Raw genomic sequence first — 13832 nt, 5'->3', positions numbered from 1 at the left:
AGAGCGGGAGCGGGGTCAGACCAGGGCCGTCCGGAGCCAGTCACGGATCAGATGCGGGGCCTCGGCCGTACCGCACACCGCGACATAGCCGTCGGGGCGGGTGAGGGCGAGGGTGACCCGGCGGTCGTCGCGGCGCAGGTACGGGGTGGCCGGCGGGGTGCCGGTCAGCTCCTGCCGGGTGGTGTCCAGGTAGCGGACGTCGATCAGGTCGCCGTACCGGGACACCAGTTCACCGGCGAGCGTGAGTGCCGCGTCGGGTACGGCGGTGTCGGAGGGGGCGGTGACGAGCAGGGTCAGCCGCAGGTCGTCCAGGGCGAGCCGGAGCGGGGTGCGCTGCTGGGTGCGCTCGTCCCACACCGGGCGGTCGGGGACCAGGGCGCCGGTGGTGAACCCGCCGGAGCGCCCCGCGGGTCCGACCGCGGCGCCCTCGCGGTAGACGGTGGTGAGACCGGCGAGACCCGGCACATAGCCGAGGCCGAACAGCCGCAGCGCGGACGCGGTGCGCAGCGCCGCGTCCCGCAGCACGATCTGGCTGCGCTTCTTCGGGGTCCAGGCACGGGTCTGGAGGTCGGCCTGGCGGATCACGGTCCTCGCGACCTGCTCGCGTTCGCCGGCGTAGCTGTCGAGCAGCGGATCGCCGGCCCGGCCGGAGTGGGCGAGGGCGATCTTCCAGGCGAGGTTGTGGGCGTCCTGCACACCGGTGTTCAGGCCCTGCCCGCCGGCCGGGCTGTGGATGTGCGCGGCGTCCCCGGCGAGGAAGATCCGGCCCTCGCGGGTGCGGCCCGCGTGCCGGGCGTGCACGGCGAAGCCGGCCGTCCAGGTGGGGTCGAGCAGCCGCAGCCCGCCGGGGCAGCGCTCGTCCACCAGGCGCTGGATCAGGGCCAGGTCGACGTCCTCGCGGTCGGTGCCGGGCGGGGCGGCGGTGAACACCCGGAACCGGCCGCCGGGCATCCCGACCAGGACGACGATGCCCTTCGGGCCGCAGAAGTAGTAGTTGGCGTCGGGCACCAGCGGGCCCTCGATGCGCACGTCGGCGAGCGCGAACAGGTTCTCGTAGGTGCTGCCCTCGAAGGGGATGCCGAGCAGCTTGCGCACGGTGCTGCTCGCGCCGTCGCTGCCGATGACGTACGAGAACTCCTCGCGCAGCTCGGTGCCGTCGGGGCCGCGCAGGGTGGCGTACACCCGGTCGGGCCGCTGGTCCAGCGCGACCAGCTCGGTGCCCCACTCCACCTTGCCGCCGACGCCGGCCAGCGACTCGGCGAGGAGGGTCTCCACGTCGTTCTGGGGCAGGGTCACCGGGCGGGTGCGCTCGGTGAAGCGGACCCGGGCCACCTCGCGGCCCAGCGAGTGGTAGCGCAGGGACTCGATGGGCAGGCCGTACTGCTCGATCCGGGCGGCGCCGCCGAGCCGGCGCAGCAGCTCCAGGGTGCGCGGCCACACCGCGAGGGCCTTGCTCAGCGGGGAAGGCCCCGGGGCGCGGTCCACACAGCGCACGGGCACCTCGCGGCGGAGCAGTTCGGTGGCGGCGGTCAGCCCGACGGGGCCGGCTCCGACGACCAGCACGGGGCGGTCGACGGGGCCGGGGTGGTCCAGGGCAAGGGGGCGGTCTTCTGTCTGCGTCACGGTCTTACCCCACTCGGGAAGCGAAGAATTCTGCGGACACGGGCGCGTCGAATGTAGGCACGGGTCCGGGCAGCACGCCGGGCCCGTGTTTCCGAAGAGACATCGGGGGGTCGCCTAGGGGGCACATTCCTTGTCGGGGCCGACCGGGGGCTCCTAACGTTCTGGTTGTGCCCGGGGCGACACCGGAAACCACGGAATGCACCACCGGAAAAGCCCCGGCACTCGATACCGATAAACACTCCCCCCTTTTTTGAATTCCCGGAGGAAGAAATGCCGATCGTCACCGTTCAGCAGGGTCCGCGCGACATCGAGCTGAAGCGCGACCTGGTCGCCCGTATCACGGACGCCTTCGTCGACGCGTACAAGATCCCGGCCGAGACGGTCCAGGTCTGGATCCAGGAGGTGCCGGCGGACAGCTGGGCCAACGCCGGCAAGCTCATCGCCGACAGCTGAGCCCCCCCAGCAGAGCTGGACACCCCCTTCCCCTGATTTCCCCCTCGTCGCGGTCCCGGTCGCCCCACACGGCGCCGGGACCGCGGCGCTTCGCCCCGAGCACACGAGCAGGAGAGTGAGCGCACCGTGCCGGACACCCTCACCGCCGCCGACGGCATCGACACCGGCCGGCTGGCCGCGTGGCTGGACGCCCACCTGCCCGGACGCGGTCCGCTGGGCGCGGTGCGCCCGCTGGCCGGCGGCCGGTCCAATCTGACGTACCGGATCGTCTGGGGCGGTCGCAGCCTGGTGCTGCGCCGCCCGCCGCTCGGCCATGTCCTCGCCACCGCGCACGACATGGCCCGCGAACACCGGGTGCTGACCGCGCTCGGCCCGACCGGGGTGCCGGTGCCGCCGACCTACGGGCTGTGCACCGACCCGGCGGTGCTCGGGGCGCCGTTCTACCTGATGGGACTGGTCGAGGGCACGACGTACCGCGGCGACGGCGATCTCGTCCCGCTCGGCCGGGTCTCGGCGCTGCGCACCACGCACGCGCTGGTCGACACCCTGGCCCTGCTGCACTCGGTGGACCCGGCGGCGGCCGGGCTCGCCGACTTCGGCCGGCCGCGCGGGTTCATGGCCCGGCAGGTCGCCCGCTGGCGCCGCCAGTGGGAGGACTCCCGGACCCGTGAGGTGCCCGGCGCCGACCAGTTGAACGACCGGCTCGCGGCCGGCTGCCCGGACTCCGGGGCGGTCGCGCTGGTGCACGGCGACTACAAGCTGGACAACGTGCTGTTCGACCGGGCCGACCCGGGCCGGATCACCGCCGTACTGGACTGGGAGATGTCCACGCTCGGCGATCCGCTGGCCGACCTCGGGATGCTCTGCATGTACTGGGACGGCTTCGCCGGCGTCGAACGCGCCCCGGTCGCCGCCCCCGGCGCGCTGCCCGGCTGGCCCGGCCGCCAGGAGCTGGTGGAGCGGTACGCCGCACACCGCCCGGACGGCCTCGAACGGCTCGGCTGGTACACCGCGTTCGCCTTCTACAAACTCGCCGCGATCCTCGAGGGCATCCACTGCCGCACCGTGCGGGGCCTGACCGTCGGCGAGGAGACCGCCGACCTCGCCGCCGCCGTACCGCTGCTGGTGGAGCGCGGCCACGCGGCCCTCGACGCGGCCGGCTGACCCCGCGCCCCACCCCACGGCCGTACGACGCAGCCGACACAGCCGACACAGACGCAGACGCAGACTTCGCAGACCACGCATCGGAGACACGCCATGGACTTCGCCTACGACGCCCGCACCGAGGAGCTGCGCGGCCGTATGCGCGCCTTCCTCGACGAGCATGTGCTGCCCGCCGAGCCCGTCTTCCACGCCCAGCACCTGGCGGGACACCCCTGGGGCCGCCCGCAGGTCCTCGGCGAGCTGAAGGACGAGGCCCGCCGGCAGGGCCTGTGGAACCTCTTCCTGCCGGACGACCGGTTCGGCGCCGGACTGACCAACCTCCAGTACGCGCCGCTCGCCGAGATCACCGGCCGCAGCCCCTTCATCGCCCCCGAGGCCGTCAACTGCGCGGCCCCCGACACCGGGAACATGGAGGTGCTGGCCCTCTTCGGCACCCCGGAGCAGCAGGACCGCTGGCTGAAGCCGCTGCTGGACGGCGCGATCCGGTCCGCGTTCTGCATGACCGAGCCGGACGTCGCCTCCTCGGACGCGGCGAACATCGCGACCCGGATCCGCCGGGACGGGGACTCGTACGTGATCAACGGCCGCAAGTGGTGGTCGTCCGGGGCCATGGCGCCCGAGTGCGAGCTGCTGGTGGTGATGGGCAAGACCGACCCCGACGCGCCCCGCCACCGGCAGCAGTCGATGGTCCTGGTGCCCCGGGACACGCCCGGTGTGCACGTCAAACGGGGTGTGCACGTCTTCGGCTACACCGACGGGCCGCACGGCGGGCACGGCGAGGTCGTCTTCGAGGACGTGCGGGTGCCCGCCGAGAACCTGATCGCCGGCGAGGGCGAGGGATTCGCCATCGCCCAGGCCCGGCTCGGGCCCGGCCGGATCCACCACTGCATGCGGCTCATCGGCATGGCGGAACGCGCCTTCGACCTGATGTGCGAGCGGGTCAGCCACCGGGTCGCGTTCGGCCGGCCGCTGGCCGAACAGGGCGTGGTGCGCGAGTGGATCGCCGAGTCCCGGGTGCGGATCGAACAGGCCCGGCTGCTGGTGCTGAAGACGGCGTACCTGATGGACACCGTCGGCAACAAGGGCGCCCACACCGAGATCCAGGCCATCAAGATCGCGGTGCCGGCGATGGCCGAGTGGGTCATCGACAAAGCCATCCAGGCGCACGGCGGCGGCGGGGTCTCGCAGGACTTCCCGCTGGCCGAGCTGTGGGCGCACGCCCGCACGCTCCGCCTGGCCGACGGCCCCGACGAGGTCCACCGCGCCTCGCTGGCCAAACGGGAACTGCGCCGGTACGCCGGCAACTGAGCCGCTTTTCCCAAGGGCCGCCTCTCCATCCGGAGGGGCGGTTTTCTTTTGTAACAAGGACTGGTACCCGGAGTACCGGTCCTCCGCTTATTCGGTACCCGGCGGCCCATGTAGCGGCCGCACTTCACTTCTACTGTTTTTCCCATGACGGAATACGAGCGAATATCGAATGACCGCGACAACCGGATCGTGGTCACCGGAATCGGTGTCGTGCTCCCCAACACCTACTCGGTCGACCAGTTCTGGACCAATGTCTCCCAGGGCCGCTCCCAGGTCGGCCGGCTCACCCGCTTCGACAGCGCCGCGGCCGGGCTGCCGGTGCACGCGGCCGCCGAGATCGACGGCTTCGACCACCGGCCCTTCCTCCCGCAGCTCACCGACGCACACGCCGCCAAGTACTCCCGCGAGATCCTGATCTCGATGTCCGCGGTGGCCGAGGCCCGCCGTGACGCCGGCCTCGCCGACGGCGCCGTGGACCCGCGCCGGCTCGGCATCGTGATGTCGTCCTCGCGCGGCCCGCTGGCCTGGTGGCAGAACGTGATGACCGGCGGCGACCCGGCGGCCTACGGCGACAAGGGCGCGATGTTCCGCGGCCTGGCCGGCTGCCCCGCCACCCTGTCCGCCATCTACAACGGCGCCCAGGGCCTGGTCACCACCGTCAGCAACGCCTGCGTCGGCGGCCACCAGGCGATCCAGCTGGCGCTCGGCGAACTGCGCTCCGGCGCCGCCGACGTGATGCTGGTCGGCGGCCACGAGTTCCCGGTCCTCGCCGAGGTCGCCTCCTGCTACCGGGCGATGGGGCACGGCGTGATCTCCTCCGAGCGGGACGAGCCGACCCGTGCGGTCCGGCCGTACAGCGCCTGCCGCGAGGGCTTCGCGCTCGGCGAGGGCTCGGTCGTGCTGTGCCTGGAGCGCGCCTCGGCCGCCGAGGCCCGCGGCGCCCGGGTGTACGCCGAGATCCTCTCCGCCGCCTCCCTGAACGAGGCCGCCCACCCGACCACCATGGACCTGACCGGCAAGGTCACCGCCTCGGTCATCGAGGACGCCCTGAGCGCGGCCGGCCGCAGCGCCGATGACGTGGACTACTTCTGCGCGCACGGCACCGCCACCCGCTACAACGACATCGCCGAGTCCCGCGCGCTGCGCGCCCTGTACCCCGAGCGGACCCCCGCCGCGCTGCCGCCGCTCAGCTCCAACAAGCCGATCTACGGCCACACCTTCGGCCTGGCCGGCATCATCAACGTCGCCGCGACCAGCCTGATGATCCATCACCAGACACTGGCGCCGACCATCAACTTCACCACGCCCGACCCCGAGTGCGACCACGACCACGTGTTCGAGGGCGCCCGGCCCGCCGCGGTGGACCTCGCGGTCTCCATGTCCTTCGCCTTCGGCAGCCAGACGGCGGTCGTCGCGGTGGGAGCGCCGTCATGAGCCGCCCGCTGCTCGCCCGTGACGTCGACGAGCTGGTACGACGCCTGGTCCGCCCCGGCGACCACGTCCATCTGGCCGGCACCCCGTCCCGCCCCAACGCCCTGACCTACGCCCTGTGCCGGGTGTTCGGCGCGGACGGTCATCTGACGGTCTCCACCACCGCCGTGCACTCCTCCGCCCACGCCCTCGCCCTGTCCGGGGTCGCCGACAAGGTCATCGCGGGCTTCGCGGGCGACACCTACCCCTCGCCCCGCCCCAACCCGCTCTACGCGGACCTCGCCGAGGGCCGGCCCTTCACCTTCGAGGCCTGGTCCCTGCTGTCCTACGTCCAGCGGCTGATCGCCGGCGCGCAGGGCGCCCCCTACGCGGTCACCGGCTCACTGGCCGGCACCGACCTCGCCGCGGGCAAGCCGGAGGAGCTGCACGTCGTGCCCGACCCGGCCGACCCGGACCGCGAGGTCACCCTGGTCACCGCGCTGCGCCCGGATGTGACCCTGGTGCACGGGGCGGTCGCCGACGAGGACGGCAACATCGCCCTGGCCCCGCCGCTCGGCGAGGGCGCCTGGGCGGCGTACGCGGCCCGCCGCGGAGTGATCGCCTCGGTGGAGCGGATCGTCACCCGGGCGGAGCTGCGCGAGATCGCCGACCGGGTCGTCATCCCGGGCCAGCGCGTCCTGGGCCTGACCGAGGCCCCGCTCGGCGCCCACCCGCAGTCCCTGCGCACCGGTCAATTGGCGGGCGTGGACGGCTACCTGGACGACTACGCCTTCCTGGAGGAGATCGTCGACTCCTGCCACGGCCCGTCCCGCGGCACCGACTGGTACGACACCTGGGTCACCGGCCCCGGCTCCCACGAGGGCTACCTGGCCCGGCTGGGCGAGGCCCGGATCGCCTCCCTGACCGCCCCGCTGAAGCCGGCGCCGAGCGGGCCCGGCGACTACGAGGCCGACGCCGAGGCCTGGTCGGAGGTCTACCGCTGCGAGCAGGAGGCGGTGGAACGGGCGCTGCGCAGCAAGGGCGGCCTGATCGCCCCGCAGGGGCGGGCGGCCGCCGACGGCGACCACGTCCCGCAGCCGCCCCTCGCACCCGAGTCCCGTGCGGACGGTGCCGCAGCGAAGCCCGTCGCCGACGGAACGGCCGAGCCGGCCGCGACCCGCCAGGAACGCCTGATCGTCCTGGGCGCCAGGGCCGTCGCGGAGCAGGTACGGCAGCACGGCTACGACACCCTCCTGGCCGGCATCGGCACCTCCCACATGTCCGCCTGGCTGGCCGCCGAACTCCTCAGGGCGGGCGGTCACGACGTCAAGGTCGTCGCGGAACTGGGCATGTACGGCTTCTCCCCCGACCCCGGGGACGTGTACCTGTTCAGCCTGCGGCACGCGAAGCGCAGCGAGATGCTCGCCGGCATCCCCGAGATCCTCGGCGGCATGGTCGCGGCCAACCCCCGCGCCCTCGGCGTGCTGGCGGCCGCCGAGATCGACGAGACCGGCACGATCAACACCAGCCGGTCCACCGACGGCCGCTGGCTGACCGGTTCCGGTGGCGCCAACGACATCGCCTCCAGCACGGACTGCGTGGTCATCGCCCCGTCGTCCAGGCGCCGTTACGTCCGCGAGGTCGCCTACCGCACCAGCCCCGGACACCGGGTCCGCGAGGTCGTCAGCGACTTCGGCCGGTTCGTCCGCGAGACGCCCGCGACCGCGCAGAACCCGCAGAGCCCCGGTTTCCGGCTGGCGACCTGGCTGCCCGCGGAGGAGGCAGCCGACAGCGCCGAGGAGATGCGCCGGCTGGCCGCGGAGGCGGTGGCCACCCGTACCTCCTGGACCGCGGACGTCAGCGCCGTGGTCCCCGAGAAGCCGGTCACCGACGAGGAGTTGGCGCTGTTGCGCTCCCTCGACCCCAGCGGCCGCTACCGCTGACGACACCCCCCTCACGCCACTCGTACATCCAAGGAGTCCCACCATGCACGCACGCACCGAAGGCCGCACCTGGACCGGCAGCGGTCTGAAGTTCACCGGCCTCGGCCACTACTTCCCCCGCGAGCAGCGCAGCCACGAGGGCGAGGTCACCCTGGACGGGCGGACCTACCCGCCGGAGGCCGCCGCCGAGCTGGGCGTCCGGAGCCTGCACGTCGCCGCCGAGGACGAGACGGTGGAGTTCATGGCCGTCGAGGCGGCCCGGGCGGCGCTCGCCAGGGCCGGCCGGGAGGCAGGTGAGCTGGACCTGGTGGTGCTGGCCAACTGGACCGACCGGCAGTGGATCCCGGAGCTGGCCCCCGGGGTCGCGACGGCGCTCGGCGCGCACGGCGCGCTCGCCTTCGACGTGTGCGGCGCCTGCACGGGCTTCGTGCACGGCGTGCAGACCGCGGCCTCGTTCCTGACCGCGCACCCCGGCTGGAAGCGGGCGGTCGTGGTGGCCGCGGACCGCTTCACCCGCCGGGCCCGCCCCGGCACCCGCGGCCAGCTGGTCTTCGGCGACGCGGCCGGCGCGGTGGTGCTGGAGAAGGGCGACCCGGACGACCCGAGCGGTCTGCTGGACTCGGTGCTGGACTGCGACTCGACGCAGGCCGACGCGGTCGCCGCCCGGCCGCCGGAGGGCTGGCTGCGCCCGAAGCCGGAGCTGATCGACCTGGCCGTCGCCTCCAGCCTGCGCGTCGCCGACAACGTCCTCGACCGCAACGGCCTGAAGACCTCGGACATCGACTGGCTGGTGCCGCACCCCGGCAACAACGCCATCCACGCGGGCGTCCGCGACGGCCTCGACCTGGACCCCGAGCGGTTCCTCACCAACTTCGCCGAGCGCGGCAACACCGGCTGCGCGTCGATCCCGATCGCGCTGTCCGAGTTCTCCGAGAAGGGCGTGGTCAAGAGCGGCGACCTGGTGCTGTCCACCGCGGTCGGCTCCGGCTGGTACTACGGCGGGCTCCTCTACCGCCTGTGATCCCGCTCCTCCCCCACCACCGCCCTCACCGCGAAGGACCCACCATGACCACCACCGCACCCCTCGCCGTCTGGACCGACTTCGGCGGCGTGCTCACCCCTCCGGTCGCCGTCACCTTCAACCTCTTCTGCGACCGGGTCGGCGTCCCGCTGTGGTCGCTGAAGGAGGCGATGCGCATCGTCGGCGAGAAGTACGGCACCGACTCCATGGGCGCCCTCGACATCCCGCTGATCGACGAGGCCACCTGGTCGAGCGAGCTGGAGGACGTGCTCGGCAACGAGTTCGGGCTCGTCGCCGACCTGTCTAACTTCGGCGACCGCTGGTTCGCCGGACGCCCCGCCAACCAGGCGTGGGCCGGGCACCTGACGGAGTTCCGCGCCCAGGGCGCCTTCGTCGGCCTGCTGTCCAACCTGCCGCCGTCCTGGGAGCGGCACCGCCGCTACATGGCCGACGACTCCCTCTTCGACGACATCGTCTGCTCCCACGCCGTCGGCGCCCGCAAGCCGGACCCGGAGATCTTCCGCCTCGCCGCCGAGCGGGCCGGTCTCGAACCGCACCGCTGCGTGCTCGTGGACGACCTGGAGAAGAACGTGGCCGGCGCCATGGAGGCCGGCTGGCAGGCGGTCCTCTTCCACGACGCCGAGCAGGCCGCCCGCCAGGTCCAGGGCCTGCTGGACGCGGCCCGCCCCACCCCGGCCGCCGCCCGCTGACCACCGCCGACCTGCCGAGACGAGGTACCGACATGACCGTACTGCCCCTGCCCCGCACCGCCGCGGGCCCCGCCGCCGCACTCTCCACCCAGCGCACCCTGGCCCGCCACCTGGTGCACCGCTCGGCGCTCGCCGAGGTGTTCCTGACCGACTTCCAGTCGGTCGACGAGCACACCTTCCGGGCCGCGGCCCAGCTCCCGCCGCGCCACTTCTACTACGGCGACCACACGACCCGGCCCGCCGGCCACGACCCGCTCGCCGTGTTCGAAGCCGTACGGCAGATGCTGCTGTGCGCGATGCACCTCCAGCACGACGCGGGCGCCGACACCAAGTCGATCACCGCCACCGCCACGCTGGACATCACCGACGTCACCCCGCTGCGCACCCGCGGCGCCCTGGACCTGGCCCTGGAGGGCTCCGTGGACCTGGCCAAGGAGTACCAGGGCGCGATCTCCCGGGTGGTGCACCGGGTGCGGGTGCTGGCCGGGGGCCGCGAGATCGGCGTGATCACCGTCGACACCGCGCAGCGCCCCAACGACGTGTACGAGAGGTTGCGCATGAGCCACCGCTCCAGCCCGCCGCCGATGTCGGACACGCTCACCGGCCGCACGGACGGGGTGGCGCCGGCGCCCTGGCTGGTGGGCCGGGAGAACGCCGAGAACGTGGTCCTGGAGGACGCCCGCACCGAGGGCGAGAAGCTGGTCGCCCGGCTGCGGGTACCGGTGGACCACCCGAGCATGTTCGACCACGCCCAGGACCATGTGCCGGGCCCGGTGATGATGGAGGCCGCCCGGCAGGCGTCGCTGCTGCTGGCCGCCGACCACCGGGGCGTCTCGCCCGGCGCCTCCTTCCTGGCCGGGGTGCACGCCGAGTACCTGCGCTTCGCCGAACTGGACACCCCCATCACGGTGGTGACCACCCCGGCCGGCCTCGGCACCGGCCTGCTCACGGACGTGGCGTTCGTGCAGCAGGGCGAGGAGGTCGCCCGGATGCGCGTACGACTGGACAGCGCGCTGCCCGCCGTGACCGGCGATGCACGCTGACGAGCCGGTCCGCCCCGCCGCCACCGAGCGCCCGCTCGGTGGCGGCACCGCACACGACGACGACAGTGGAGGTGGCACAGCCATGACGCACGAGGACTTCGACAGCACCGACCCGGTGGACCTCTTCCGGCTGGACGGCCGGGTCGCGGTGGTCACCGGGGCCTCCAGCGGGCTCGGCGCGCACATCGCCCGGGTGCTGACCGCGGCGGGCGCCCGGGTGGCGCTGGCCGCACGCCGGGAAGCACCGCTGAAGGAGCTGGCCGAGCGGCTGCCGGGGGCGCTGGCGGTGCCCTGCGACGTGACGCTGGCGGCGGACCGGGAGCGGCTGGTGCGCACGGTCACCGAGGAACTCGGGCCGGTGGACGTGCTGGTGAACAACGCGGGCCTGTCGGAGACGGTGCCGGCCGAGCAGCAGTCGGTGGAGACCTTCCAGAACATCCTGGCCGTCAACCTCACGGCGGTGTTCGCGCTGAGCCAGGCCTTCGGGACGGGCATGCTGGAACGCGGCCGCGGCTCCATCGTCAACATCGCCTCCGTCTACGGCCTGGTGGCGAGCGGCACCCTCCCGCAGGCCGCGTACACCGCGAGCAAGGGCGGGGTGGTCAACCTGACCCGGGAACTGGCCGCCGAGTGGGGCGCGCGCGGGGTCCGGGTGAACGCGCTCTGCCCGGGCTGGTTCTGGTCGGAGATGACGGAGTCCATGCTGGGCACGGAGAAGGGCCGCGCCTGGGTGGAACGCCGCACCCCGATGCGCCGCGCCGGCCGCCTCGACGAACTGAACGGCGCCCTCCTCTTCCTCACCTCGGACGCCAGCTCCTACGTCACCGGCACGGCGCTCCCGGTGGACGGCGGCTACGTGGCCCTGTGAGCGCGGCTTGGGGGCGGGGTGAGCGAAACGCCCACCTCACGCCGCCCCCCGCCTCCGCTGCCGTACCCCCGGCACCCGTATCGCCCCCACCTCCACCGCCTTGTTGACGGCGTCCAGCCTCGACACCGCCCCCAACTTGTCGAAGATCTTTCGCATGTGCCGCTTCACGGTCCCCTCGGTGATCCCGAGCCGCACCCCGATCTGCCGGTTGCTCAACGCCACGGCGACCAGCGTCAGCACCTCCGCCTCCCGCTCGGACAACCGCTCCCCCGGCCCCACTCCGACCCCCACCTGGTGCGGACCCCCCGCCGGCATGGTCACGGTCACCGTCCGCCGCCCGGCATCGGCCCGCTCCCGTATCGCCGCGACCAGCGTCTCCCGGCTGACACTCTTGTGCAGATAACCCCGCACCCCGAGCCCGAGCAACTGCCGTACCAGAACCGGGTGATCGTCCATGCTGACGACGATGATCCGCAGCTCGGGCCGCCGGGCGAGCAGCCGGCGCACGGTGGCGGCCGGGTCCTCGTTGTGCGGCATCTGCACGTCCAGCAGGGCCACGTCGGGCCGTACCTCGGCGGCCTGCCGGATCGCGGCCTCGGCGTCACCGGCCCGGGCCACGACTTCGAAGTCCGGCTCGGCGGCGAGCAGATCGCACAGCGCGTCCCGCAGCAGGGTGTGGTCGTCGGCGACCAGGATGCGGGTGGTCTTCTCGGTCATGCCCGGTTCTCCTCGGCTCGGTCGTCCGAACGGTCCTCCGGACGGTCCTCCTCGACCGGGATCCAGCAGGTGATCCGGGTGCCGCGGCCGGGCGCGGAGGTGATGGTGGTGACGCCGCCGAGGGCACGGGCGCGCTCCTCCATGCCGTGCAGCCCGTTCGCGGCGCCGACGCGCCGGGCGGCCTCGGGGTCGAACCCGGTGCCGTCGTCGGTGACGCTCGCGTGGACGTCGTGGTCGCCGATGACCACGTCGACGGTGACCCGCCGGGCCCCGGCGTGCGCGAGCACGTTGCGCAGCGCCTCGCGGACCACGATGAACACCTCGTCGGTCAGGCGCGGGCCGAGCCGGCCGTCGTCGCCGTCCACCTGGACCCGGACATGGGGACGGAGCGGGGCCATGGAGACGAGGAAGCCGTCCAGGGCCTGCCGCAGGGAGCGGGCGGCGGCCGGTGCGGCGGACGGCAGGCTGCGCAGCGCGGAGGTGACCTCGCGGGCCACCGAGAGGGTGTCGACGAGGGCGTCGCGGGCCTGGACGAGCCGGGCGCGGTCGGCCGGCGCGAGGGAGGTGGCGGTCGCTTCGAGGAGTTCCAGCCGGCGCAGGGCCACCGCGAGCCCGGTGCCGATGCGGTCGTGCACCTCGCGGGCCAGCAGGGTGCGTGTTGCCGTGTCGAGAGCACCTTCCATGTACGTCACTACGGTCCTGCCTTCCTGCGTGGGACACACAGGCGTCCCCCCGTTGCCGGGCGACTGAGAGGCCCGGCGAGCTGACACCAAGAAGAATAGAGAACGCTCGTTATGTTTTCCAGACGAGAGGTGCCGGGAAGGGTAAGAATCAGGAAAAGAACTCGGCGAAGCCGTTCGAAAGCAGAACTATCGCTCCGGATAGCGGACATGGCCGCATCGCGGGCCGCTCAGACCCGCTCGGCCGCGACGCCCCGCTCCACCAGCGGCCAGATGCGGTCCAGCCGGCCCACCAGCCCGCTGCTCCCGGCGCTCGCCCCCGGCCCGGCGGGGTGTGTCTCGACGCCCGTGAGCAGGTACTCCACCAGGTCCGTGACCAGCTGCGGAGCCGCCCCGGGCCGCAACTCGCCCGCCGCCTCGGCGCGTTCCAGCGAGCGGCGCAGCACGGCCGTCCAGGACGGGCTCCAGGCGCCGACGGGCGTCGGCCGCTCCCGCTCCAGCCGGGCGGCCGAGCGGACGACGACATCCTCCTCCAGCAGTCCGGCGACCGCCCTGACCAGCGCGGTGACCGACGCCAGCGCGGCCCCGCCGCGGGCCGCCGCGCCTTCGGCGCACTGGCGCGCGGCGGCGGCACCGGCCTCGCTGACGGCGAGCGCGAGCTGGAGCTTGCTGCGGAAGTGAAAGGTCAGCGCACCGAGCGAGACCCCGGCCACGGCGCAGATGCCGTTCACGGTCGCGCCCCGGTACCCGTTGCGGTCGATCTCGGCGGCGGCCGCCAGGATGAGTGACTCGCGCGTACGTGCCGCCCTGGCCTGCGTCATCCCACTCTCCCACGTTGGATGAGGTCGTACGTCGACGGTAGCCCCAGCAGCCCGCAAAAGCAAAGCGATCG

At 73.3% G+C, this 13832-nt stretch carries 13 protein-coding genes; 9 read left to right on the top strand and 4 right to left on the bottom strand.

What is annotated here, in order from left to right; translation table 11 throughout:
* Positions 1–15: 15 nt before the first annotated feature.
* Complete coding sequence (locus tag ACWCV9_RS31145; protein ID WP_450791571.1) at positions 16–1623, bottom strand: FAD-dependent monooxygenase; 1608 nt, start codon at positions 1621–1623, stop codon at positions 16–18.
* A gap of 270 nt (positions 1624–1893) precedes the next feature.
* On the opposite strand from ACWCV9_RS31145, the gene dmpI reads away from it, so the two are divergent.
* The 9 genes from dmpI to ACWCV9_RS31100 all read left to right on the top strand — a co-directional run bounded on the left by dmpI (position 1894) and on the right by ACWCV9_RS31100 (position 11543).
* Positions 1894–2076, top strand: coding sequence for a 4-oxalocrotonate tautomerase DmpI (gene dmpI / locus ACWCV9_RS31140; protein WP_450791569.1), 183 nt, complete (start codon positions 1894–1896; stop codon positions 2074–2076).
* A gap of 126 nt (positions 2077–2202) precedes the next feature.
* On the top strand, positions 2203–3240 hold the full coding sequence (locus ACWCV9_RS31135; protein ID WP_450791567.1) for a phosphotransferase family protein: 1038 nt from the start codon (positions 2203–2205) through the stop codon (positions 3238–3240).
* Positions 3241–3333: 93 nt separating this feature from the next.
* The gene (locus ACWCV9_RS31130) at positions 3334–4548 is read left to right on the top strand and encodes an acyl-CoA dehydrogenase family protein (protein ID WP_385841975.1); all 1215 of its coding nucleotides are present in this window, start codon (positions 3334–3336) and stop codon (positions 4546–4548) included.
* 144 nt (positions 4549–4692) lie between these two features.
* Positions 4693–5982 carry a beta-ketoacyl-[acyl-carrier-protein] synthase family protein gene (locus ACWCV9_RS31125; protein WP_450791565.1) on the top strand — a complete coding sequence of 430 codons (1290 nt, stop codon included), beginning with the start codon at positions 4693–4695 and terminating at the stop codon, positions 5980–5982.
* Positions 5979–7901, top strand: coding sequence for a CoA-transferase (locus ACWCV9_RS31120; protein ID WP_450791563.1), 1923 nt, complete (start codon positions 5979–5981; stop codon positions 7899–7901). Before ACWCV9_RS31125 ends, ACWCV9_RS31120 begins: the two co-directional genes overlap by 4 nt.
* 43 nt (positions 7902–7944) lie before the next feature.
* Positions 7945–8922, top strand: coding sequence for a ketoacyl-ACP synthase III (locus tag ACWCV9_RS31115; protein ID WP_450791561.1), 978 nt, complete (start codon positions 7945–7947; stop codon positions 8920–8922).
* 44 nt (positions 8923–8966) lie between these two features.
* A complete protein-coding gene (locus tag ACWCV9_RS31110) occupies positions 8967–9632 on the top strand; it encodes an HAD-IA family hydrolase (RefSeq protein ID WP_450791560.1) in 666 nt (221 codons plus the stop codon).
* Between the two features lie 32 nt (positions 9633–9664).
* Entirely contained in the window at positions 9665–10675 is a 1011-nt protein-coding gene (locus ACWCV9_RS31105; protein ID WP_450791558.1) for an AfsA-related hotdog domain-containing protein, read from the top strand.
* Between the two features lie 82 nt (positions 10676–10757).
* The gene (locus tag ACWCV9_RS31100; RefSeq protein ID WP_450791556.1) at positions 10758–11543 is read left to right on the top strand and encodes an SDR family NAD(P)-dependent oxidoreductase; all 786 of its coding nucleotides are present in this window, start codon (positions 10758–10760) and stop codon (positions 11541–11543) included.
* Between the two features lie 36 nt (positions 11544–11579).
* Here the strand turns inward: ACWCV9_RS31100 and ACWCV9_RS31095 are convergent, their stop codons facing one another.
* From ACWCV9_RS31095 to ACWCV9_RS31085, 3 genes are all read right to left on the bottom strand, one after another.
* Positions 11580–12260: a response regulator gene (locus tag ACWCV9_RS31095; protein WP_450791554.1), complete on the bottom strand. Its 681-nt coding sequence runs from the start codon at positions 12258–12260 to the stop codon at positions 11580–11582.
* A complete protein-coding gene (locus tag ACWCV9_RS31090; RefSeq protein WP_450791553.1) occupies positions 12257–12943 on the bottom strand; it encodes a sensor histidine kinase in 687 nt (228 codons plus the stop codon). The genes ACWCV9_RS31095 and ACWCV9_RS31090 overlap by 4 nt, the downstream gene beginning before the upstream one ends.
* 227 nt (positions 12944–13170) lie before the next feature.
* A complete protein-coding gene (locus ACWCV9_RS31085) occupies positions 13171–13761 on the bottom strand; it encodes a TetR family transcriptional regulator (RefSeq protein ID WP_450791551.1) in 591 nt (196 codons plus the stop codon).
* Positions 13762–13832: the final 71 nt, after the last annotated feature.

This window comes from Streptomyces sp. NPDC001606, assembly GCF_053596835.1.
Note: the sequence above shows the minus strand (reverse complement) of the source record. Positions and strands in the feature narration are given on the sequence as shown.

What these genes read in the sequence shown, in the direction of transcription:
- dmpI (WP_450791569.1), top strand. Translation starts at nt 1,894, where the DNA reads ATGCCGATCGTCACCGTTCAGCAGGGTCCGCGCGACATCGAGCTGAAG.
- ACWCV9_RS31130 (WP_385841975.1), top strand. Translation starts at nt 3,334, where the DNA reads ATGGACTTCGCCTACGACGCCCGCACCGAGGAGCTGCGCGGCCGTATG.
- ACWCV9_RS31125 (WP_450791565.1), top strand. Translation starts at nt 4,693, where the DNA reads ATGACGGAATACGAGCGAATATCGAATGACCGCGACAACCGGATCGTG.
- ACWCV9_RS31120 (WP_450791563.1), top strand. Translation starts at nt 5,979, where the DNA reads ATGAGCCGCCCGCTGCTCGCCCGTGACGTCGACGAGCTGGTACGACGC.
- ACWCV9_RS31115 (WP_450791561.1), top strand. Translation starts at nt 7,945, where the DNA reads ATGCACGCACGCACCGAAGGCCGCACCTGGACCGGCAGCGGTCTGAAG.
- ACWCV9_RS31110 (WP_450791560.1), top strand. Translation starts at nt 8,967, where the DNA reads ATGACCACCACCGCACCCCTCGCCGTCTGGACCGACTTCGGCGGCGTG.
- ACWCV9_RS31105 (WP_450791558.1), top strand. Translation starts at nt 9,665, where the DNA reads ATGACCGTACTGCCCCTGCCCCGCACCGCCGCGGGCCCCGCCGCCGCA.
- ACWCV9_RS31100 (WP_450791556.1), top strand. Translation starts at nt 10,758, where the DNA reads ATGACGCACGAGGACTTCGACAGCACCGACCCGGTGGACCTCTTCCGG.
- ACWCV9_RS31095 (WP_450791554.1), bottom strand. Translation starts at nt 12,260, where the DNA reads ATGACCGAGAAGACCACCCGCATCCTGGTCGCCGACGACCACACCCTG.
- ACWCV9_RS31090 (WP_450791553.1), bottom strand. Translation starts at nt 12,943, where the DNA reads ATGGAAGGTGCTCTCGACACGGCAACACGCACCCTGCTGGCCCGCGAG.
- ACWCV9_RS31085 (WP_450791551.1), bottom strand. Translation starts at nt 13,761, where the DNA reads ATGACGCAGGCCAGGGCGGCACGTACGCGCGAGTCACTCATCCTGGCG.